Source organism: Arenibacterium halophilum, assembly GCF_005938225.1.
Taxonomy (GTDB): domain Bacteria; phylum Pseudomonadota; class Alphaproteobacteria; order Rhodobacterales; family Rhodobacteraceae; genus Arenibacterium; species Arenibacterium halophilum.
In genome coordinates this window covers 198,625-221,003 of record NZ_VCPC01000001.1, presented here as the reverse complement: position 1 = coordinate 221,003, position 22,379 = coordinate 198,625, and the positions used below count along the sequence as shown (strand labels likewise).

Here is a 22,379-nt window from a genome sequence, read left to right as displayed (position 1 = left end):
TTATGTCATCACTCTGGACCCCGGAACAGGTTGCCTTTCGCGACGAGGTTCGCACATTCCTGCGCGAAAAGCTGTCACCCGTGACCCGGGACAAGGTGCGCCGGGGGCTGGCCCTGCAAAAGCAGGATCACGAGGATTGGCACGATGCGCTGGCCGAAAAGGGCTGGTACGCGGGCTTCTGGCCCAAGGAATACGGCGGCGCCGGATGGGACGCGGCGCAGACCTTCATCTTCAATGATGAATACGCTTATCATGGCGCGCCCTGGGTTCTGCCCTATTGCGTGAACTATGTCGGCCCGGTGATATTTACCTATGGCAATGACGACCAGAAAGCCCGGTTTCTGCCTGATATCGTTTCTAACAAGGTGCGATTTTGTCAGGGCTATTCGGAACCCGGGGCCGGGTCGGACCTGGCCAGCCTGCGCACCCGGGCGGTGCGGCAGGGCGATCATTACGTGGTCAACGGCTCGAAAATCTGGACGAGCCACGCGCATTTCGCCGACTGGATCTTCTGCCTCGTGCGCACCGATACCGATGTGCGGCCGCAGGCTGGCATCAGCTTTCTGCTGATCGACATGAAGACCCCGGGGATCGAGGTGCAGCCGATCACCACCATCGAAGGGCATCACCATGTGAACGCGGTGTTTTTCTCGGATGTGAAGGTGCCGGTGGAAAACCTAGTGGGGCAGGAAAACGCGGGCTGGACCTATGCCAAGTTCCTGCTGGGACACGAGCGGATGATTTCGGCCGATACCGGGAAAACCCGGCGGCACCTGGAACGCGCGCAGGCGCTGGCCGAGGAACGCGGGCTTCAGGACGATCCGGGCCACAAGGCGCAGATGGCGCAGTTTCATGTGGATCTGAAGGCGCTGGAATGGCTGACGCTGCGGCTGGTGCAAACCAGCGACCAGCACGCCCCGGGGGTCGAGGCGTCGATGCTGAAAATCCGCGGGACCGAGTTGCAGCAGCGGGTGGGCGAATACGCCTTTGATCTGCTGGGGCTAGAGGGCGCGGCGTTCGACATTGCCGAGCCGGAAACCGACGAGACCCCCCTTTCGGGTATCGCGCGCGACATGCTGTTGCAAAAGGCGACGACGATCTGGGGCGGCTCGAACGAGATTCAGCGCGGCATCGTGGCGAAACACACGCTGGGGCTGCGCTAGGGGCATGACGATGACATTCACACTGACCGAAGAACAGGGCATCCTGCGCGACACGCTGGCCCGTTTCATGGACACCAGCGCCCGTGACACGGCGTTGGCGGATCGCTGGCAGGCGCTGGCCGAGCTGGGCGCGCTTGGCATCGGATTCACCGAGGCACAGGGCGGATTGGGCGGCGGCCCGCGCGAAATGGCGCTGGTGCTGGAGGCCGCAGGGCGGACCCGCCGCACGGAACCTTTGATAGATGCGATGGCGATTCCCGGCGCGGCGCTTGGCGTGGCGGATCCGGAGCGCCTGAGCGATCTGGCCGGTGGCGCGCGGATCGTTGCGGCGGCCTTTGCCGAAGCGGGCGACCCGGTGGGGGTAAACCCCACGATGCGCATCAGCAACGGCCGGGCGAGCGGTGAAAAGGCACTGACCCCCGGTGCAGGGGCTGCGGAGGCCGTTCTGATCTCGGCACGTGACGGCGATACGCTGGTTCTGGCCGAGGTGTCAGAGGCCGATTTCGCCGCCATGGCGCAGCCGATGATGGACGGGCAGGGCGGTTTGCGTCTGGTGCTGGCCGACGCGCCCGCGACGGTGATCGCCACCGGAGAAGCCGCGCAACATGCGATCCGCGCGGGCTGGCGGCAGGGGCTACAGGCCATCTGCGCGCAGGCGGTCGGCACCTCCACCGCGCTGTTTGACGACACGCTGGCCTATGTGCGGGTACGCGAGCAGTTCGGCCAGCCCATCGGGCGCTTTCAGGTGATCCAGCACCGCATGGCCGACATGATGATCGCGCTCGAAGAATCCCGGTCCTTGCTGGATATGGCCTGCCATGTACTGGACAGCGATGGCCCCGACGCCGATCTTCTTATGGCACGGACGGGCATCCTCGACCGTGCCATGGCCATCGGACGCGACGCGATCCAGCTGCACGGCGGCATCGGTATGTCCGAGGAAATGCCGATTGGCCGGGGGTTCCGCGCGCTGAAGGTGTTGCAGGGCCGGTTCGGAGGCGAGCCGTTCCACCGCGCCACGCTGCGCGACATTCCCCATTTCGTGACCCAATAACCCGGAGATTTCCATGCCGCTGTTCGATGACTATCAGGCGCTGAGCTTTGCCCGCGAGGGGCGCATCCTGACGATCACGATGAACCTGCCCGATACGCTGAACGCGATGAACGGGCGGTTGCACGCCGAAATGTCGCGCGTGTTCACCGATGCCAACGAAGACCCCGACAGCGATATCGTGGTGCTGACCGGCGCGGGGCGGTGCTTTTCCGCCGGGGGCGACATCAACTGGATGCAGGAAGCGGTGGACAATCCCGCCGTCTTCAAGCGCACCACCATCGAAGCCAAGCGGATCCTGTTTTCGCAGCTTGATCTGGAGAAGCCGCTGATTGCGCGGGTCAACGGGCATGCGATGGGGCTGGGCGCGTCGCTTGCGCTGTGCTGCGATGTGGCGATTGCCGCCGATACCGCCAAGATCGGTGATCCGCATGTCGCCGTTGGGCTGGTGGCGGGCGACGGGGGCGCGATGCTCTGGCCGCAGATGATCGGCTATATGCGGGCGCGCGAATATCTGCTGACGGGCGATCCGATTCCGGCCACCGAGGCGGCGGCCATGGGTCTGCTGACCCGCGCCGTTGCGCCCGAGGCGCTGGACGATGCGGTCTACGGTCTGGCGCGCCGACTGGCGGCGGGCGCGACGCAGGCCATTCGCTATACCAAGATCGTGACCAACCTTGCGTTGAAACAGGTGGTGCACGCCCATGCCGACGCCGGGTTCGGCTATGAGGTTCTGACCAACGAAACCGCCGACCACGCCGAGGCCGTCGCGGCCTTTCGTGACAAGCGCAAGCCGGTGTTCACCGGGCAATAGGGCGCAGAACAGGGGAGGGGAGTCACCATGGCCGACAGCCACTATACGCAGGCCGGAAACTGGCAGCTGCGTCTGTCAGAGGGGCAGGCCGAGGGCTATTTCACCTCGGGCGCATGGCAGCGCGCCACGCTGGCCAGCACCGCCCGCGCCCGCGCGGCGGCCACGCCCGACCGCATCGCCGTGCAGGGCGAGACCGGCGCGTTGACCTATGCCCAGGCGGTCGAACAGGGCGAGGCGCTGGCCCGCGCGCTGCTCGACATGGGCCTTGCCCCCGGCGACACGCTGTCGTTCCAGCTGCCGAACTGGCTGGAGTGCGTGGTCATCAACCTGGCCTGCGCCTTTGCCGGGCTGGTGGTGAATCCGGTGATCCCGATCTACCGGCAGGCCGAGCTGCGCGTGATCTTGAAAGACGCGCGCACCCGCATCGCCTTTATCCCCGACAGCTTTCGCGATGTGGATTACGCCGCGATGTATGCCGGGTTGCGTGCCGAGCTGCCCGAGTTGGCCCATGTGATCGCGGTGCGCGGCGCGGGCGACGGGGTGCAGGCGCTGATCGCGCGGGGCCGGGGGCTGACCACGCCCTTGCCCGATGTGGCGCCCGATGCGCCCAAGATGCTGATCTACACCTCGGGCACCACCGGGTTGCCCAAGGGGGTGATTTACGGCCATGCGCAGGCGCTGGCCTCGATCGCCTATTCCTTCGAGGCCTGGGGGCTGGCGGGCGAAGGCACGGCCACCGTGGTGCCAACGCCCGTGACCCATGTCACAGGGTTCATGCATGGGCTGGAGGGGCCGTTCCTTCTGGGCACGCGCGCGATCCTGATGGAACGCTGGAAGGCAGACGAGGGCGTGCGGCTGATGGAGCACCACGGCGCGGCCTACATGATCGGGGCGACGCCGTTCCTGACCGAAACGCTGAAGGCCGCGCAGGCGGCGGGCACGCATCTGCCCGCGCTTCAGATTTTCGCCTGTGGTGGGGCCGAGATTCCGCCCGACCTGATCCGCCGTGCGAATGACTGGTTCGCCAATGGCACCGCGACGCGGGTGTTTGGCGCCTCGGAGGTGCCGATGGTCACGCAGGGCTGTCTGGACGATGCTGAACAGGCCGCCGCCACCGATGGCCGGGTCTATCGCTTCGACGTGCGGGTGATCGACGATGAGGGCCTGCCGCTGGGCCCCGGGGCCGAGGGCGAGATCCTGGCGCGTGGGCCGTCGATGTTTCTGGGCTATACCTCGCGCGGGGAAACCGACAAGGCGATTGATGCCGATGGCTTTTTCCACACCGGCGATCTGGGGCGGCTCAGTGCCGATGGCACCATAACGGTCACCGGGCGCAAGAAGGATCTGATCATTCGCGGCGGTGAAAACCTGTCGGCCAAGGAAATCGAGGATGCGCTTGGCCTGCATCCGGCGATTGCCGATCTGGCCGTGGTGGCTGCGCCCCATGCCCGGCTGGGCGAAGGTGTTGCGGCCTTTATCGTGGCGGCCGAAGGCCAGGGCGTGCCCGATCCGGCAACGCTGGGCGCCTTCCTGTCGCAGGCGGGGCTGGCGCCGCAGAAATGGCCTGAGTTCGTTTTCGCGGTCGAAGCGCTGCCGCGCACCGCCTCGGGCAAGGTTCAGAAACATCTGCTGCGCGCCGAGGCCAAGAGCCGGCTGGCGCCGACAGCATCGTAACCGGCGCGTTTGAGAGGACAGACCGGATGCAAAACGACAGCAAACCGATAGCCGCCCCGATCCGTGCCCTTTCGGCGTTGGCCGAGCGGATCGTGGCCGTGACCGCCTGGATCGCCGCGATCACCGTGATCGTGATGTGCCTGCATGTCAGCGCCTCGGCGCTGCTGCGCAGCCTGTTCAACGTTACGCTGCCCGGCACGGTCGAGATCGTGATGTATTACTATATGGTGCTGGTCGCCTTCCTGCCGTGGTCGATGGCGCAGAAGCTGGGCGAACATGTCAGCGTCGACATGCTGGTGACTGTGCTTCCCGACCGGGTGACAGTGGTGCTGCAACTGCTGGTCGATGTGTTTTCGGCGGCGGTGACGGGCATCCTGTGCTGGGCACTGGTCAGCATGGCGATCCGCCAGACCGGGTTCGGGCAGATCGTGGAAACCGGCTGGTTTGGGTTGCCGGTGTGGCCCGCGCGCTGGCTGGCGGCACTTGGCTGTGGCGCGATGGTACTGGTGCTGGCGGTGCAGATCATCAGCCGTCGCCGCTTGCCCAGCCCCTATCGCCCGCTGCCGGAGGGCGCGGCATGAGCGTTGAAACCGGCCTGTTTGCCCTTGCCATCCTGACCGGGCTGCTGGCGCTGCGCGTGCCGATCGGGATCGCGCTGATCGCGGTCGGCGCCGGGGGAATCCTGTACCTGCGCGGCTTTGGCCCGGCCTTCGGGATGCTGCGATCCGTTCCGTTCGATTTCACCGCGCATTGGACACTGTCGGCGGTGCCGATGTTCGTGTTGATGAGCGCGATTGCCTCGCATTCGGGTCTGACGCGCGATCTTTACGCCTCGATGCGGCTGTGGTTCGGGCGACTGCCCGGGGGGCTGGCGATTGCCACCAGTTTCGCCGGGGCCGGGTTTGCCGCGATCTGCGGATCGTCGCTGGCGACCACGGCCGCGATGGGGCGGATCGCCGTGCCGGAAATGGTGCGCGCGGGATATGACAAGGGGCTGGCCGCCGGTTGTGCCGCCGCCGTGGGCACGGTGGGCGCGCTGATTCCGCCGTCGATCCTGATGGTGCTTTATGCGCTGTTCGCGCAGGTCTCGGTTGGCAAGATGCTGGTGGCGGGGCTGTTGCCCGGGTTGCTGACCACGGTGGCCTATGCGGTGATGATCGGGGTGCGCTGCCACCTGCGCCCCGAGCTAGCGCCCAAGGTCGATCTGTCGGGCGTGACCCTGCGCGACAAGGCGATCAGCCTGCGCCGCATCTGGCCGGTCGGGCTGATTGCCGCGATGGTGGTGGGCGTGATCTATGGCGGCATCGCCACCGCGACCGAGGCAGGTGCCATCGGGGCCGTCGCCACCGCGCTGTTGGCCTTTTCCCAACGCACGCTGGACCGGCGCGGGTTGATGCAATGCGCCAATGAAACGGTTGTGACCACCGCCACGCTGCTGCTGATCGGGATCGGCGCGACGCTGCTGGCCCAGTTCCTTGCGCTGTCGGGCGTGCCGCGCTTCCTGTCGGGCGCTTTGCAGGATGTCACCACCAACCATGTCGCGGTGATCCTGATCTGTTGTCTGATCTATCTGGTGATGGGCGCCTTCCTTGACACCATCGGGATCATGCTGCTGACCCTGCCGATCCTGATCCCGATCTTCCGCGAGCTTGGTATCAACGAAATCTGGGCCGGCGTCATCCTTGTGAAAATGCTGGAAATCGGACTGCTGACGCCGCCGCTGGGCATGAACGTGTTCGTCATGAACCGGGTGTCGGGCGACAGCATCAAGCTGGGCACCATCTTTCGCGGGGTCAGCTGGTTCCTGCTGGTCGAGATCGTCGTCATGGCGCTGCTGATCTTCATCCCCGCCATCATCCTTTTCCTGCCGTCCATGATGATTGGATGACAGATCCACCCCCCTGCGAGGAGGCAGGGCGCAACACACGCAAACAGTGAGGACTTTGGAATGACGATTACACCTACCCTGCGGCAGTTGACCGCCGCAGTTCTGGCCACCGGGCTTGTCGGAACCGCCGCCACCGCGCAGGAATCGATCCTGTTCGGGACCTATGTCTCGGACACCACCCAGCTGAACATCGCAGGCTTCCACCCCTATGTAGACGCGCTGAACGAAAGCGGCGAATTCGACGTATCCTCGCTGACCGATGGCGCTGTCGTGTCGGCCCGCACCACGCTGTCGGGTCTGGCCGACGGGATCGTCGATCTGACCTATATCCCGGCGGTCTATTACCCGGCGGAATTGCCGGTCACCAATGTCTTCGTGAACCTTGGTGCGACCATGTCGAACGTGCCCGCCGCGATCGGCGCGATCATCGAAGTGTCGAAACTCGACTGCCCCCAGTGCGAGGCCGAAGGCGAGAAGATGAACTTCGTCGATCTGGGGTCGTGGTCGCTGACGCCTTACCGGCTGCTGTGCTCCAACCCGGTCGAAACCGCCGAAGACGTGAAGGGCCTGCGCATCCGTGCAGCCGGGCACACCATCGCCATCGTGAACGCGATGGGCGCGACGCCGACCAACGTGCCGTCCTCCGAGGTCTACGAGGTGGTGCAGCGCGGGCAGGTGGATTGCGTCTTTGCGCCGATTGCCTGGCTGGACGAATACGCGCTTGGCGAGCTGGTGCATAACGTCACCATGGTTTCGGCGGGCACGATCCCCTCGGCGGCGGCCTTTGCCTTCCGCCGTGACAAGTTCGATGACCTGAGCCCGGAGCAGCGCAAGGTTCTGCTGGACGCCGCGCCGATGGCCGTGGCGGGGGCGCTGTTCGGCACGCAGGGGTCCGATGTCAGCGCGCTGGAACGCGATGGCGTCACCTTCAACGTGACCGAGGCCAGCGCCGATCTGCAAGCCGTGATCGACGAGGCGGTGCAGGCGCAGGTGGCCGGTGCGGTTGAAACAGCCAATGCCGCGGGTGTCGAAGATGCGCAGGGTCTGGTCGATAAGTATCTGGCCGCCTACGCCCGCTGGGAAGGTCTGGTCGAAGGGGTCGACACGCCCGAGGCATATGCCCAGCTGCTGCGCGACGAGATCTATTCCAAGATCGAGATGAAGTGACGCCCGCGCCGTCCTGCACCCGCCCTAGCGGTGCAGGACGGCACCCGGCCGCGCGAAGGCACGTTCGCATCCGCATGCGTCTGGACCTGCCGAATGGCTTTTTCAGAAGACCGTTGCATGTGGCAGGACAGGGCGCTGGCTAGCCTTGTTCCGCCACAAGTTCTCTTTTCAGGTCCTTCAAAACCAGCCCCGGGATCATCCGTTTGGCGGTGATGATGTATGTGCGGTTTCCACGGTTACTCCGCAACACTGCCCTTGCAGAAACCGCAATCGGTATTGCGGGCTTTTCACTGGCGCAGGTGCGACGAGAAAACTGAAGCGGTGCTCGTCTTCGGATCGGTGTGCCCGGTGCTTTGCGCCCTCAGCCTTGCGTGCTGCCTGATCTGTTGCGGGGGCGGCTACCTGATGAACTGATCTACGTAATCGGCCCCCAGGCCCACCTTTTCGTAATGTGCGCGGCACATTTCGATCTTGGTGAAAACATCCTCGTAACCCTGTGTTTTGCCCCAGGGATCGACATAGAGCATCACCCCGTTGACCTGGAACATCGTGATCATTTCCTCGACGTCGTCGGGCACGACTAGGGTGTGGGTCTCTCCGGGGGCTTCAAAGACATAACCGCCTTCCTCGGCCACCCAATCATGCTCAAGATAGTGCCATTTCCCCTTGATGACGTAGCCATGCACGGCCTGTGGGTGCCGGTGGCGCGACAGAACGCCCGATTTCCGGACCCGGAGAAGGTTCATCCAGTAGCCCTGGCTGCGGTTCAGGCACAGGGGGCGAAAGGCCACGTTTTCAGCCTGCGGGACCCAGACACGTTCGTCCGTCGGAATGGCGCTCGGGATCACGATTTCATCCTGCGCGTCCTTCGGAAAAGGCAACTGGTAGGGGGTGCGGGCGTCGGTATCTTCAGTCTCAAGAGGCATGTCAGGTTCTTTCTTCACATTGCGGCATAGCCGCCATCCACGGGGTAGACGCTTCCTGTCACGAAGGAGGCGTGTTCGGACAACAGCCACGCGACCAAAGCGCCCACTTCCGAGGGCTGGCCCCACCTGCGCAGGGGCGTGCGCCCGACGATGGGATCATTTCGCACGGGATCATTGCGAAGCGCCTCGGTCATTTCGGTGGCGATCCAGCCGGGTGCGACGGCGTTCACCCGGATCCCGTCATCCGCCCATTTCCCCGATAGCGCCTTGGTCAGTTGCGCCACGCCGCCCTTGGAGGCGGAATAGGCCGGCACCAGCGGCCCGCCAAAGAAACTGAGCATGGAGGCCGTGTTGACGATAGCTCCGCCTTCAGCCGCAAGCAGCGGGTGCGCCGCGAGGCAGGTGCGCATCGTGCCGGTCAGATTGATGTCGATGACCTTCTCAAATGTCGCGATGTCGTATTCCTGACCACGCTGAAGGATGCCCGCGCAGTTCACCAGCCCTTGCAGCGTGTCGATCTGGCTGAAGAACTCTGTCACCTGAGCGTTGTCGGTGACGTCCAGAACCGCGGTTGCAATCTCGGGTTGCGTGGTTGCAAAGCTGCGCACTTCGTCGCTGGCGACACCCGTGGCCGTGACTTGCCAGCCCGCATTCAGAAGCGTAACGGCAATGCCTGCGCCAATCCCGCGCGTTCCGCCGATGATGACTGCGTGCTTCATCGCGGATCTTTCTGCAGGAACGCTTCGACGTCGGCGCGGTAGGGCATGGGGGCAACGGCCCCGTAGCCCTGAGTTGACAAGGCCGCTGCGGCGTTGGCATAGCGGGCGGCCTCAAAGGGGGTATCCCCTTCGATCAGCCTGGCCAGAAAGGCGCCGTCGAAGGTGTCTCCGGCGGCGGTGGCGTCCACCGCTTCGACACGGCGTCCGGTGATCCGTTGTCGGTCGTCGGGTGTGGCAACCAGCGTACCTTCGGCCCCAAGTGTCAGGGCCACAATCTTGGCGCCAAGCGCCAGGTAGAAATCTGCGATCCGGTCCGGATCGTCTTCTCCGGTCAGCAAGGTGGCATCTTCGAGGCCGGGCAGGGCAATGTCGCAGCGCGCCATGGCTGCGTGGATCACGGCCCGCGCCCGGTTGATCGGCCAGAGCTTCAGGCGGAGGTTTGTATCATAGGACACCCGTCCCCCCGCAGATTTCACCATGTCGATGGCCGCGAACACCGCGTCGGCGGCAGAGGTGGAAATGGCCTGGCTGATCCCCGAGACATGCAGGATATCGGCCGTCTCCAGCGCCTCGCGGGGCAGATCTTCGGGCCCCATCCGGCTGCTGGCCGAGCCTTCGCGAAAATAGCTGAACTGGTGGCCCGCGTCGGTATGCGTGACGAAATAGACACCGGTTGGGGCCGTCGCCACCTGACGCACACCCGAGGTGTCGATCCCCTCGCGCGCCCAGAGGTCCATGAAGCTGTCGCCGAAGGCGTCGGCGCCAAGATGGGTGACATACTCCACCTTGGCGCCCTGCCGTGCGGCGGCAATGGCGCAGTTGGAGGTGTCGCCGCCGTGACCGGGCAGATAGCGCCCGTCAGGTTGCTGGTTGAATTCCAGCATCGGCTCTCCAAGGCAAACGAGTTTCGCTGTCATCTTATGCCCCGGTCAGATGCGGCCATACTTGGCAAGGCCTTCCTTCAGCGACCCGCTTTCGATGATGAGTTTTGCCTGTTCGGCTTCGCGATCATCGATCTCCTGCGCCATCTTCAGCACCTCTTCCGCATGGGCAATCGGCACGCAGACAACGCCGTCGATATCACCAACGATCAGGTCGCCGGGATGGACGATGACCCCTCCCATGTCGACCTCGACATTGGCGGCGAGGGTCTTGGCATGTCCGACGGTGGTGCCGGGGCAGACCGTGCGGGAATAGACCGGAAAATCATAGTCGCGGCGGATTTCGACGATGTCCCGGACACCAGCGTCCAGAACCGCGGCCTCGTGTTTGTTCGCCACCGCGCCAGCGGTCATCAGCCCGCCCCAGACAGCCACATCGACGCTGCCGTTGGTCGAGATCACGATCACCGATCCGGGGTCGGAGGCGTCGATCATGTCCAGCGCGTGCTGCGGCGGCACGGCCTCGTCTGTCGGTCCTTCAAGGACGGTAACGGCCGGGCCCACGATCTTCGTTTCGTTGATACGCGGGCGGATTTCATGATTGAGGAAGCCGGGCCGCCCGGCGACCTTGTCCACCGCATCCGCGACAGAGGCGATTGCGGTTCCACGGAAGCCTTCGATCAGGTCCTGAAGTGTCATTGCGTAGTCCTTTCTTTCGATATGGCGGGGCAGCGGGAGAATGGGTCGGTCGCTACCAGGGATTCATCCAGTTGACGGGCGGTTCGCCCGACAAGACACGGGCGACCTCTTGGGCCGCTTTCTTCTGAAGCTGCGCGACAGAGCGTTCCGAGTACCAGGCGGTATGGTCCGTCAGCAGGGTGTTGGGGGCAGTCAGCAGCGGGTTATCCCGCGCGACAGGCTCGGTTTCGAACACGTCGATGCCGGCGCCGAAAATACGGCCCTCGACCAGCGCGGCGGCAAGGGCGGTTTCATCCACAAGCCCTCCGCGCGCCACGTTGATGACAATCGCGTCGGTGCACATCCGGGCCAGTCGTTCCGCATTCAGGATGTGGCGTGTCTGATCGGTCAGCGGCGCGTGCAGGCTGATGACATCGCTCTGGGCACAGAGCTCATCCATTTCAACAGGTTCGACATTCGCGCTGCGTGCGGTATCGGCATCCAGAAACGGGTCATGGACCAGCACACGGGCAAAGCCGAGCGCGCGGAACTTGCGTGCAGTCGCCAAACCGATCCGCCCGCCGCCGACAAGGCCAAGCACGGCATTCTCCCGCGAGGGGATGGGTGCGGCCTGTCCCACACCCCAGATACCGGCGCGAACCTCCGCATCCCGCGCCGGGATGCGGCGCTGAAGCGACAGGTAGAGGGCCAGCGCATGATCGCTGACTTCGTGTTCGGCCCCGTAGTCGGGCACATTGGCCACATGCACACGGCGGGCCCTTGCTGCAGCAAGATCGATGTTATCCGTGCCCACGCCGTAGCGAACCACGGCCTTCAGGCGAGGGCAGGCCGCAAGTTCGGCCTGCCCGATGGTCCGTTCCCGGACAAGGATCGCGACCGGGTTCAGCCCGGTTAGCGCGGCGACCGCATCGTCCTGAGCCCCGACAGCCACAAGGCTGGCGCCGGACTCTCGAAGGACATCTGCCTCGACGTCATAGGCGGAATAGCCCGGTTCCAGTATGGCGACGGTGTCAGTGGTCACGATGTGGTCCCATCCTGTCAGAAGCTGTCGCGATATGCCTGAACGGCGGCGTCCAGCTTGTTGGGCCAGTCTTCTCCGATTTCCTCGACGACAAAGCTTTTCACGGCAGGCTGGGCCTTTTCGCGGAACATCGCTTTCTGTTCAGGGCTGACCGGCACGACCGTCATGCCTTTTTCCTCGAGGATCGTTGTCGCGTTCGCGTCCTGCGCTGCAGTCATGCCCCGGTGGATCGTCTTGGCGATCTCGCTGCACTGTTGCACTGCGACCTTCTCGGGGTCCGTCAGGCCCTGAAAGAAGTCTTCGCTCATCAAATAGGCGTGCCACGAGAACACGTGACCATCGAGCGAGACATATTTCTGGTTCTGGTAGAGCGACGCGTTGACGATGTTCGTAACGCCGTTTTCCTGACCATCAACCACGCCTTGCTGCAAGGCACCGGGCAGTTCCGGCCACGGAACCGGTGTTGCGGATGCACCAAGGCTTTCCACCAGGGTGACCCAGACCGGCGCGGTCATGACGCGCATCTTCAGACCTTCCATGTCAGCGGGTTCGGCAATCGGGCGCACGTTGTTGGTGAAATTGCGCACGCCGTTGTCGGCGGCGCCGAACATGCGGATGCCCGTCTGCTCCAGCATGTCGGCGGCCAGTTCATCGCCAAACGCGCCGTCCATCACCGACCATGCCATCGCCTGATCGTCGAACAGGTAGGGCAGGGCGAGCACCGAGAAGGGTTTGTACATCGCCGAAATCGGACCGTCATGCACCACCGCCATCTGGATGGTGCCCAGTTGCAGGCCTTCCATGACTTCGTTGTCGCCCGCCAGCTGACCCGCCGGGAAGATCTGAACGTCGATCGATCCGCCGGTCTTTCCTTCAACACAGCTTTCGAAGGCGAGCGCGGCGGCGTGCTTCGGAGAACTGAGGTCTGCCGATTGGAAATGCGCATACTTGAGGTCTTTGGCAACCGCTGCCTGACCGGCAACGGCAAGGGCCACGGTGGCGGTGGCCGTCATGAGTTTTGCTAGTGTCTTCACTTTATCCTCCCTTGGATGTCAGTTTGAGAACCCGAAAAAGGTCGGGACGAAGGTGCTGATACCGGGCACGAGTATGACCAGAAGCAGCACGACCAGTTCTGCGGCCAGAAGCGGCAGAACGGCGCGGAACAGGGCATCGAGCTTGAGCTGCCCCACGCTGGCAATGACGAAAAGAACCGGGCCGACCGGCGGCGTGACCATGCCGATGGTCAGGTTGAGCACCAGCATCATGCCGAACTGGAGCGGATCGATACCCGCGCCGTATGCAATCGGGCCCAGAACCGGAGTCAGAATGATCAGCGCGGGCAGGGTGTCGATGAAGAAGCCGCAGATCAGCGCAAAGGCCGCAAGAATGAACAGGATGCCCAGCCGGGTGTCGGTGATGGAGGTGACCAGCCGCGCCAGCTCCTGCGGGATCTGCAGGTATGTCAGCAGCCACGCGAAAATGGATGCCATCGCGATGATCAGGAAAACCGAAGAGGTGATGACAGCCGCGCGCACGAAGGCCACGTACAGCCCGCGCAGTGAAAAGGCGCGCAGCACGAACCCAAGCAGCAGGGCATAGGCCGAGGCCACGGCTCCGGCTTCGGTCGGGGTGAACACGCCGAAGATGATGCCTCCAAGGATGATGGCGGGCATCACCAGCGCGGGAAGGGCGGCAAGGCCCGCGCCAAGAAGCTCGGACATATCCGCGCGGGTCTCTCGGCCGCGATAGCCGTGCTTCATCGAGATCACGTGATTTGCGAAGGCAAGCGCGATGCCCAGCAGAAGGCCGGGTACGAGACCGGCAAGAAACAGGCCCGCAACGGTCACACCGTTTGTCGAAATCGCAAAGATCACGGCAAGGATCGAGGGCGGAATGATCGGGCCGATCGTTGCGGTGGCGGCCGAAAGAGCCCCGGCATAATGCCGGTCATACCCGGCCTCGCGCATCATGCGCATGACAATGGCAGACGGCCCCGCTGCATCGGCCAGCGCCGAGCCGCTGATCCCCGCAAACAACATCGAGACAAGAACGTTCACATGGCCCAGGCCCCCGCGCAGATGGCCGACCAGCGCGTTTGCGAACCGCAGAAGCGAGCGGGTCAGCCCGCAGGCTGTCATCAGTTCCGATGCCAGGATGAAGAAAGGCACCGCCATCAGCGGGAAGCTGTCGATCCCGGCGAACATGCGCTGTGTCGCGACCAATGGATTCAGGCCGCCTTCGATGAAGATCGCGGCCATCCCCGCCACGCCCATGGTGAAGGCAACGGGTACGCCCAGCAGAAGGGCCGCGAAGAACAGAATGATAAGGGTTTTAGCCATGGTCAGGAGGCCGGCCTTGTGTCTGGTCCGGTATCTGCATCGCCCAGAACTTCAAATTCCTCGCGTACGAAGCGGGCCGCGAACAGGACCAGATGCAGCAGGAACAGCGCGCAGCCGATCGGAATCGATAGATAGGCGACGCCGCGCGGCATGCCGGTGGACATGGTTTCCTTGTTCCAGCCGAATTGCACGAATTCCACCCCAAGCCAGAGCATCACCCCCATGAACACGAACATGATCAGCACGGCCAGCCAGCGGATCAGCCGCGCCATCGCGGAGGGGCAGATATCCTGCAAGGTCGTGATCGCCACCAGGCGTCCTTCCCGCAAGGCCAGCCCGGCGCCCGCAAACGCCCCGAGAATCATGAGGTGGCGCGCGGCCTCTTCGACCCAGGCGAAGGAATGGCCAAAGCCATAGCGGCCGACCACGTTCATGAAGACGATTGTGAACACGCCAGCCAGTACAAGGGCAACCAGCAGGCGGTTCACCGCGACAAGCAGGGCTTCGGCCCGTTCCATCAACGCTCCTCCCCAAGCGGTTGGTGAAATTCAATCAGGAAGCTGGCATACTGTATGCCAGTGTGTCAATGATTGTCTATGCATTGGCGTCTTGCTACTGAACTTGGAGGTTCAAAGGGTCTGCGATGAAAGCTCTTACACGTCCGAAATCGCTGACGGAGATCGTCGCCCAGACACTCAGGGACTGGGTTATCTCTGGTGACATGGACCTTGGCAGCCATCTGTCCGAGGCCCGGATTGCCGAAGATCTGCAGGTGAGCCGCACGCCCGTGCGAGAAGCGATCAATCGGCTGGAAATGGAAGGGCTTCTGACCGTCGAGGCACAGCGCGGCACATTCGTCTTTTCGCTGGAGCCCGCAGAACTGGCCAAACTGTGCGATGCGCGGCTTTGCCTGGAATCCGGCGCGCTGACCTTTGCCTTGCAGACGGGGGCAGATCGGCTGGCAAAGCGGCTGGCCGACTGTGTGGCCCAGATGACTTTGGCGCGAGAGGCGGATGACGTTCCGCGGTACCTGAAGCTCGATTCCGAGTTTCACGAGATCATCGTCGACTGCTCGGACAACCGGTTCATGAAAGATGCCTATCAGACCATCGCACAAAAGATGGCGGCGCTTCGCAACCGGTTGGGGCGGCATCCGGATCACATGGCCAAGTCCTATCGCGAGCATCAGGAGATCTGTTCGGCTGTCGCCGCCGAAGACGAGCCGCTCGCGCAGTCCATCCTGCGGGCCCACATCGGGCGCAAGGAAGGCTCTTACTGGAATCTGGCAACGGAAGGTTGACGCGCTGGCGTCCCTGAAACGACGCACGGCATCGGTCGGGGTGTCGTGCGGATTGCACCTTTAGATAATATGACAGGCTCCGGCGGTGCGCGTTCGGCTGGCGCCAGCCGACTCGTGTTCTGGGTGTTTCTATCGACCAGAGACCAGGTTCATTGCGCAGAAATTGCGATACTACGTCAGGGCCAAAGTATCATTTCTGGTTATACGTTGGCTTGGAAATATCTATTTGTTGAACGGTATTCCACAGCCCATACTCCCTTTCAGCGGCACGGTTCAAACCTTTGAGCGATGTGTGCCGACATGAGCGTTATCCGGGCCGGTGGGGAGGCGGACGGTGATACCCAGAGAACAATTCATCGCTATTGCCGGCGCGTTCTCGGCCAGGGATCGGACCTGACCGGCAGCGCCCCGGGTGCGGGGCCAATCATTCGCAACGGGGCCAAAACCTTGCTGTGATCGCGACGTTGCAGAACCGTTCCGATACTTCGGCGGATTTGCAGGAAATACGCCCGGGACCCGGGCATGATATGGGAGGAAGACATGAAAGAATTTGGCAAGATCACGGGGCGCGCCGTTATCGCGATTGCCGCGGGGGTCGCGACGACAGCAGGCGCTTCGGCAGCAGATTTCACGATGAAGTTTGCAGGCGCGGGTGGGGCCGAGGATCCCTCGAGCAAGTATATCGCGGACTATACCGAATGTGTGCAGGCTGAGTCGCAGAACCGCATCGAGGTGCAACATTTCCCCGGTACACAGCTGGGCGGTATTGGTGCGCAGATCCAGGGCCTTCAGCTTGGGACCATCGAAGCCGCCAGCATGGCCGGGCAGCACATGAAATCAGTCGAGCCCAGCTATGGGGTCATTGACGCGCCGGGCCTGTTCACCAGCTATAAACACGCAAACGACACCTATTGGGATCCGGCCTTCATGGAGCCCTACCTGTCAGCCGGACGGGACAAGGGCGTGATGGGCGTGGGCATTTGGGCCTACGGTCCTTCGTCGTTCCAGACTGTCGACCCGGTCGAGACCATTGAAGATTTCAAGGGGCTCAAACTGCGTATTCTGGCAACAGAGATCGAACAGAGAACGGCCAACACCATCGGTGCCGCAGGCGTTCAGGTGGATTGGAGCGATATCGTTCCGGCCCTTCAGCGCGGCCAGATCGATGGTGTACACACCAACATCGTGCTGGCCCATGCCTTCAAGTTTCAGACCGTCGCAAAGCACGTGACGCTGACCAACGAAACCATGTTCGCCAACGTCCACTTCATGAGTACGAAATTCTATGACTCGCTGCCCGATGATCTGAAGGCCGTGGTCATGGAATGCGGCAAGGTCGCGTCGCAGTCCGTCGCGCCTCTGGCGGAAGAACTCGGCACCGGCGCAGAGCAGAAGTGGACGGATGCCGGAGGTGAGGTCCACCGTCTGAACGAGGCCGAGCAGGCGGAATTCATGTCGTCGGTCGCGGGGATCGTCAACGATGTCTACGGCAACGACCCCGCGCTTCAGGATATGTACGACTTGCTGAAGAACACCGCTCAGACGCATCAGCCTCAAGGGTAATGCGGGTGAAGATCGTCTTGTCGCGGGTGACGCATGTCTGACGTGTCCGAAACTACCAAGACCCGGCCACGCTCGCTCGTGCAGCGTGGCCGATCCTGGATACGGCTTTTCCTGGGGACGCTGATGATTGTCAGCGTCGCGATCAATTTCTCGAATGTGATTGCGAGGTATATCCTTCAGGCGCCGATATTCTGGGCCGAGACAATCATCACCTATATCATGCTTTGGTCGGCGTTCATCGGCGCAGCGCTTATCACGCTGGATGACAAACACCTCAGCATTGATCTTGTTGCCTCGGTCTTCCCACGTCGGTCTCGGTCCGTCGTTCTTGCGTGCAGCGCGGCCTGCCTGCTTGCGGTTGCGTTGATCGTGGTGCCGCAATCGTGGCAGGCGACCGAGATGCTGGTGCGCAACGATCAGCGCACTGCGGTCGAAGGGCTGCCACTGGCCATTCCCAATGCCGCACTGCTGGTCGGGTTCGGTCTGATGGCACTGGCCGGGGTCTACCAACTTGTCGCCAAGGTGCGGCAAGCCCTCTCGCCGCACGACGACGCGGCCGCTTCGATGCCACCGGCATCGAGCTCTGAAAGCGAAGCCAAGAAAGAGGCTGGTTACTGACATGGCATGGACACTTACCTTGCTGCCGATAGGCCTTGCTGTCTTCGGCTTTCCCATTTTCCTCGTCCTGCTGGTGGCGTCCATTGCCAGCCTTGTTCTTTACATGAACATCCCGCTGACGTTGCTCCATCAGCAGATGCTGGGCAGCATCAACAGCTTCGCGCTTATGGCGGTGCCCTTTTTCATGTTCGGAGGCGAGCTCATGGCGCGGGGCGGTATCTCCAACCGCATCATCGCCTGGGTCATGTCCCTCATCGGCGGCGTGCGTGGCAGTCTTGGTCTGACCACCGTCGGCGCATGTACCGTATTCGGTGCCATTTCCGGGTCCGGTCCGGCGACGGTCGCCGCGATCGGGCGGCTGATGTACAAACCGCTGCTTGCCAATGGGTACAGCGGAGCGACCTCGGCGGGCCTTGTTGTCACCTCCGGGGGGATCGCCTCTCTCATTCCGCCGTCCATCGTGATGATCCTTTACGGAGCGTCGGCAGAGCAGGCTGTGTCGTTGCTGTTCCTTGCCGGTTTCCTGCCGGGGCTTCTTCTGGCGCTGCTGATGGCGATCTGCATCTACATCGTTGCCGCGCGTGAGGGTGTCGGCAACACGCAGCCGTTCCATTGGCAAGAGTTCTTCCGCGCCAGCCGCGATGGCGTCTGGGCGCTGTTGATGCCTGTCATCATCCTTGGCGGGATCTATACCGGCATCTTTTCCCCAACGGAATCGGGTGGCGTGGCCTGCGTCTACGCCGTGGTGGTCACCGTCTTCGTCTACAAATCCATGACCTGGGCCGATGTCTGGGATATCGCCGCAGATTCGGTATACCTGACGGCGCAGGTTGTCATCATCGTCGCCGCGGCCGGGGTATATTCGTGGATCCTGACGGTCAGCGGTATTCCTGCGGCGCTGGTGAATGCGTTCAACGCACTGGATGTCGAACCCTGGCTTGGCCTGCTGATCATCAACTGCTTTCTGTTGATCGTGGGCGCGCTGATCGACCCGACTTCGGCGATCCTTGTCCTGACGCCACTTCTTGCGCCGATCGCAATCAGCATGGGAGTCGATCTGATCCATTTCGGCATCATCATGGCGGTCAACATCCAGATCGGACTGTTCACGCCGCCATTCGGGGTCAACATCTTTATCGCACAAGCCATGTTCGACATGCCGCTGAAGGACATCTACCGGGGGCTTGTTCCCTTCTTCATCACCAACATCATCGCGCTGATGATCGTGACCTACTGGCCGGGCCTGTCCCTGTTCCTCGTGCGATTGCTGGGTTGAGGCAGCGCGAACAGGACGCCGACATCTCAACACCCTGCGAGATGCCAGCCGTCTGAACGATGGTCTGGCCGCAGGGGAACTCAACTGAAATCTGCCGTTGATCCCATGCCATGACAGGCATCGGACCGCTCGGCTGCAACCGGAACACTTTAGGAGCAAGACACTGATGCAACCCGATTTTCCGCCAACGAAACGCCCGCTGCCCGAAGTTTTCCACGCGACCAGAGAGCTGTTGCAGCATATCCCGCAAATCTCGCTGACAGAGCGTAACCGCCGGTGGGACAAGCTTCGCAAGAAGATGCTGCACGCCAAGCTGGACGCGCTGATCCTGATGGGGAATGACATTTCCACCGGTAACGGCATGGGCAACCTGCGGTACCTGTTGCAGGTTGGAACCGCGTTCGGTGCCGATGCCCTGTTTCCTCTGGTCGGCGAACCGGTGGTCTGGAGCAACGTCGCGCACATGAACCGCCCGGTAAGCTTGCTCCAATCAACGCAGGAATGGGTTCAGGATTTCCGCAACAAGAGCGGCGCGCCGGGGATTGCGGACGAAGTGACTCGACGGGGGCTGAGCAAGTCCCGGATCGGACTGGTCGGGTTCTCATCCTTCCTTCAGACCCAGACAACTTTCCTGCATCACGATATTCTGGGGCTGGAAAAGGTTCTGCCCGATGTCGAATTCGTCGACGCGACCTCGCTTCTGTCAGAAATGCGGTTCACCAAGAGCGAGGAAGAAATCGACATGATGCGGAAGGCGGGCAAGGTTGCCCGCAAGGCGGTTGATGCAATGCTGGAATCCTGTCAGCCCGGCACGCCCGACGCCAAGGTGTTTGCCGACATGCTTCATACCCAGATCGCCAATGGCGCGGAACCGATCATGTTCAACCTGTTCGCGGCAGGGCCGGTCGACCACCCGGAGGACGAACTTTGGCATCTGCTTCACGGGTTCGAACATCCGGCGGTTCCAACCATGCGCCCCTTGCAGGATGGCGATCTTGTGATTTCCGAATTCCATACGCAATACGGCGGCTACCGCGTGCATACCGAGTACACCGTGTACCTTGGCAAAACCGTGCCCGATGGCTTGAAACGACTGTGGGACGTGGCGGTTGAATGTCTTCACGCCAGCCAGGAGGCGCTGGTGCCGGGCCGCACCTTTGGCGAAGCGGTTGAAATGATCCGGGCACCGGCGAAGAAAGCAAACGTCGATTGGGTCGAACTTGGCTTCAACTCCAAGGGAACGGCATCGCCCGAATTCAGCGTGGTCTACGAAAGCGGATACGGCAACAACCCCGGCAATGGCGATGGGCTGCGCGAACTTGAGCTGGAAGAGGGCATGACGCTGGGGAACAACATTGACCTGCACGATTCAGAATGGAAGGTCGACGTTGGCGTCATGCTTGGCGACTTCATGGTGGTACGTCCCGGCGGCGCAGAAAAGCTGGTGGATACGCCGTTGGAAATTGGCCATGTCAAATGAGGCTTCGGCGTTCGTCTGGCTCTTGCAGGCGGCTCCGCTACGTCGGATGATCGGACAGGGAATGCCCAAGGCCTGAGGTGGAGTGACGAATGAACCAGCATAGCGACAACGTTCCGCAACTGCGGACCGAGACCCATTTCGATGGGCGCAGCATGGCGTGTTACGCGGATCGTCCGTCGACCGTATCCGCCATGTTCGAGACTGTCGTCAACGCCGTCGCGGATGGCCCGGCACTTATCGACGAACGGCGCCTGAGCTACCGGGAACTGGATGTCGAGGTTTCGGCCATCGCCGCCGGACTGAGGGCGCAGGGCATCGGTGTCGGCGACCGGGTCGCTATTTTCCTGAAGAACCGGTGGGAATATATGGCAATCGTGCTGGCCTGTATCCGGATCGGAGCCATTTCCGTACCGGTCAGCACGCGGCTTCAGAAACAGGAACTTGAATTCATCCTGAATGATTGCGGCGCCGGGATTTTGATCTACGAAGACGCGCTGTCGGAGATCCTGCCCGAGAGCGCGAGCACCCCGGCACTTCGCCACGCCTATTCGATCGAAGGGCGCATATCGCCGTCCTTCGCAAGCCTGCTGCTGCCAGATGAACCCGTCGATCCGGTGCCGGCGGACGAAGAAGATGCCGCTGTCATCCTGTATACCTCTGGCACGACGGGGCGGCCGAAAGGCGCGATCCTGACGCATCTGGGAATCGTGCACTCTGCGATGGCCTTTGCGCAAACGCTTTGCCTGACGAATGAAGATCGCGCCCTGATCGCGGTTCCCATGTCCCATGTTACAGGGCTGGTGGGCGTGATGTTTTCCATCCTGTCGGTTGGCGGAAGCGCGATCATCATGCGCGAGTCTTTCGAGCGCCGGGCCTTTCTGGAGCTTGCATCGAGAGAAAGGATGACATTCTCGATCTTGGTTCCCACGATCTATACCCTGATCGCGCTGCATTCGGACCTGAACAATGTTGATCTGTCGGCCTGGCGGATCGGCTGCTTCGGCGGCGCGCCGATGCCGACGGCCACGATCGAGGCACTAGGAGCAAAGCTTCCGCAACTGGTGCTTGTCAACGCCTACGGATCGACAGAGACAACCTCTCCTACGACAATCATGCCGATCAGCGATTGGCGGGACAACATGGACAGCGTGGGGAAGCTGGTCCCTTGCGCCAAGGTGAGGCTGGTCAGTGACGATGGCAGGGATGTCGATGTTGGCGAGCCGGGAGAGCTGTTGATTTCGGGGCCGATGGTCGTGCCCGGGTATTTCGACAACCCCGAGGCGAATGCGAAGGAATTCGTCGATGGATACTGGCGTTCGGGCGACATAGGCACGATGGACGCAGGTGGCTTTCTTCGCATTCTCGATCGCAAGAAGGACATGATCAATCGGGGTGGTTTTAAGATCTACTGCGCCGAGGTCGAGGAAATTCTAAGCCATCACCCCGCCGTGCAGGAATGTGCGGTTGTCGGCCATCCCGATCCGGTACTTGGAGAGCGGGTGCATGTGTTCGTCCAGACCCGCGAAGGGGTTGCCGGAGACAGTGCCGACATGAAGGCTTACTGCGCCGCGCGATTGTCGGATTACAAGGTCCCGGAAACCTACAACTTTCTGGACACGCCTTTGCCGCGCAACAACAACGGCAAGATCCAGAAGCAGGCCCTGCGCGCGATCCTTGCCAACGCAGAGGGCGCCAAGGCTGCGTCACGCTAACCAGCGCCCTGACGGGACTGACGCCTGTGGGCAGGATCGCGTCAGCCTTGTCTGGCGCCATCAGACCCAAGACGGTGGCGCGGATGAT

At 62.5% G+C, this 22,379-nt stretch carries 21 protein-coding genes and 1 pseudogene; 14 read left to right on the top strand and 8 right to left on the bottom strand.

Features of this window, described 5'->3' with window-relative positions; translation table 11 throughout:
* Nucleotides 1-2 precede the first annotated feature (2 nt).
* The 8 genes and pseudogenes from FGK64_RS01115 to FGK64_RS22435 form a co-directional block, all read left to right on the top strand.
* The gene (locus FGK64_RS01115; protein ID WP_138861968.1) at nucleotides 3-1,163 is read left to right on the top strand and encodes an acyl-CoA dehydrogenase family protein; all 1,161 of its coding nucleotides are present in this window, start codon (nucleotides 3-5) and stop codon (nucleotides 1,161-1,163) included.
* A 10-nt stretch (nucleotides 1,164-1,173) separates the two neighbouring features.
* Nucleotides 1,174-2,217 (top strand): acyl-CoA dehydrogenase family protein, encoded by a 1,044-nt coding sequence (locus FGK64_RS01110; protein WP_171053942.1) that lies wholly within the window; start codon nucleotides 1,174-1,176, stop codon nucleotides 2,215-2,217.
* 13 nt (nucleotides 2,218-2,230) lie between these two features.
* Entirely contained in the window at nucleotides 2,231-3,028 is a 798-nt protein-coding gene (locus tag FGK64_RS01105; RefSeq protein ID WP_138861966.1) for an enoyl-CoA hydratase/isomerase family protein, read from the top strand.
* A gap of 27 nt (nucleotides 3,029-3,055) precedes the next feature.
* A complete protein-coding gene (locus tag FGK64_RS01100) occupies nucleotides 3,056-4,702 on the top strand; it encodes an AMP-binding protein (protein WP_138861965.1) in 1,647 nt (548 codons plus the stop codon).
* 26 nt (nucleotides 4,703-4,728) lie between these two features.
* A complete protein-coding gene (locus tag FGK64_RS01095) occupies nucleotides 4,729-5,283 on the top strand; it encodes a TRAP transporter small permease (RefSeq protein WP_138861964.1) in 555 nt (184 codons plus the stop codon).
* Nucleotides 5,280-6,590: a TRAP transporter large permease gene (locus FGK64_RS01090; protein WP_138861963.1), complete on the top strand. Its 1,311-nt coding sequence runs from the start codon at nucleotides 5,280-5,282 to the stop codon at nucleotides 6,588-6,590. Before FGK64_RS01095 ends, FGK64_RS01090 begins: the two co-directional genes overlap by 4 nt.
* A 60-nt stretch (nucleotides 6,591-6,650) precedes the next feature.
* A complete protein-coding gene (locus FGK64_RS01085; protein WP_138861962.1) occupies nucleotides 6,651-7,757 on the top strand; it encodes a type 2 periplasmic-binding domain-containing protein in 1,107 nt (368 codons plus the stop codon).
* A 161-nt stretch (nucleotides 7,758-7,918) separates the two neighbouring features.
* Nucleotides 7,919-8,005: pseudogene (locus FGK64_RS22435) on the top strand (IS6 family transposase); the annotation flags it as partial.
* A gap of 150 nt (nucleotides 8,006-8,155) precedes the next feature.
* Here the strand turns inward: FGK64_RS22435 and FGK64_RS01075 are convergent.
* Genes FGK64_RS01075 through FGK64_RS01040 form a run of 8 tightly spaced genes read right to left on the bottom strand, consistent with a single transcriptional unit; the run spans nucleotide 8,156 to nucleotide 14,860 of the window.
* Nucleotides 8,156-8,683 carry a 2,4'-dihydroxyacetophenone dioxygenase family protein gene (locus FGK64_RS01075; RefSeq protein ID WP_138861961.1) on the bottom strand — a complete coding sequence of 176 codons (528 nt, stop codon included), beginning with the start codon at nucleotides 8,681-8,683 and terminating at the stop codon, nucleotides 8,156-8,158.
* 14 nt (nucleotides 8,684-8,697) lie between these two features.
* On the bottom strand, nucleotides 8,698-9,402 hold the full coding sequence (locus FGK64_RS01070; RefSeq protein ID WP_138861960.1) for an SDR family NAD(P)-dependent oxidoreductase: 705 nt from the start codon (nucleotides 9,400-9,402) through the stop codon (nucleotides 8,698-8,700).
* A complete protein-coding gene (locus tag FGK64_RS01065; protein WP_138861959.1) occupies nucleotides 9,399-10,319 on the bottom strand; it encodes a sugar kinase in 921 nt (306 codons plus the stop codon). Before FGK64_RS01065 ends, FGK64_RS01070 begins: the two co-directional genes overlap by 4 nt.
* 12 nt (nucleotides 10,320-10,331) lie before the next feature.
* Entirely contained in the window at nucleotides 10,332-10,982 is a 651-nt protein-coding gene (locus FGK64_RS01060) for an RraA family protein (protein WP_138861958.1), read from the bottom strand.
* Between the two features lie 52 nt (nucleotides 10,983-11,034).
* Entirely contained in the window at nucleotides 11,035-12,003 is a 969-nt protein-coding gene (locus FGK64_RS01055) for a C-terminal binding protein (protein ID WP_210236530.1), read from the bottom strand.
* A 17-nt stretch (nucleotides 12,004-12,020) separates the two neighbouring features.
* Nucleotides 12,021-13,037, bottom strand: a complete 1,017-nt coding sequence (locus FGK64_RS01050; RefSeq protein WP_246057643.1) for a DctP family TRAP transporter solute-binding subunit — start codon at nucleotides 13,035-13,037, stop codon at nucleotides 12,021-12,023.
* 18 nt (nucleotides 13,038-13,055) lie between these two features.
* Nucleotides 13,056-14,342 carry a TRAP transporter large permease gene (locus FGK64_RS01045; RefSeq protein WP_138861957.1) on the bottom strand — a complete coding sequence of 429 codons (1,287 nt, stop codon included), beginning with the start codon at nucleotides 14,340-14,342 and terminating at the stop codon, nucleotides 13,056-13,058.
* 2 nt (nucleotides 14,343-14,344) lie between these two features.
* The gene (locus FGK64_RS01040; protein ID WP_138861956.1) at nucleotides 14,345-14,860 is read right to left on the bottom strand and encodes a TRAP transporter small permease; all 516 of its coding nucleotides are present in this window, start codon (nucleotides 14,858-14,860) and stop codon (nucleotides 14,345-14,347) included.
* 125 nt (nucleotides 14,861-14,985) lie between these two features.
* Between FGK64_RS01040 and FGK64_RS01035 the strand changes: the two genes are divergently transcribed.
* The 6 genes from FGK64_RS01035 (at nucleotide 14,986) to FGK64_RS01010 (ending at nucleotide 22,291) form a co-directional block, all read left to right on the top strand.
* Nucleotides 14,986-15,642: a GntR family transcriptional regulator gene (locus FGK64_RS01035; protein ID WP_138861955.1), complete on the top strand. Its 657-nt coding sequence runs from the start codon at nucleotides 14,986-14,988 to the stop codon at nucleotides 15,640-15,642.
* Nucleotides 15,643-16,182: 540 nt separating this feature from the next.
* The gene (locus tag FGK64_RS01030; protein WP_171053941.1) at nucleotides 16,183-17,205 is read left to right on the top strand and encodes a TRAP transporter substrate-binding protein; all 1,023 of its coding nucleotides are present in this window, start codon (nucleotides 16,183-16,185) and stop codon (nucleotides 17,203-17,205) included.
* Nucleotides 17,206-17,328: 123 nt separating this feature from the next.
* Nucleotides 17,329-17,823, top strand: a complete 495-nt coding sequence (locus tag FGK64_RS01025; RefSeq protein WP_171053940.1) for a TRAP transporter small permease — start codon at nucleotides 17,329-17,331, stop codon at nucleotides 17,821-17,823.
* Between the two features lies 1 nt (nucleotide 17,824).
* Complete coding sequence (locus FGK64_RS01020) at nucleotides 17,825-19,099, top strand: TRAP transporter large permease (RefSeq protein WP_138861952.1); 1,275 nt, start codon at nucleotides 17,825-17,827, stop codon at nucleotides 19,097-19,099.
* A 166-nt stretch (nucleotides 19,100-19,265) separates the two neighbouring features.
* Entirely contained in the window at nucleotides 19,266-20,579 is a 1,314-nt protein-coding gene (locus FGK64_RS01015; protein ID WP_138861951.1) for a M24 family metallopeptidase, read from the top strand.
* An 89-nt stretch (nucleotides 20,580-20,668) separates the two neighbouring features.
* Nucleotides 20,669-22,291, top strand: a complete 1,623-nt coding sequence (locus FGK64_RS01010; protein WP_138861950.1) for a class I adenylate-forming enzyme family protein — start codon at nucleotides 20,669-20,671, stop codon at nucleotides 22,289-22,291.
* Nucleotides 22,292-22,379 lie beyond the last annotated feature (88 nt).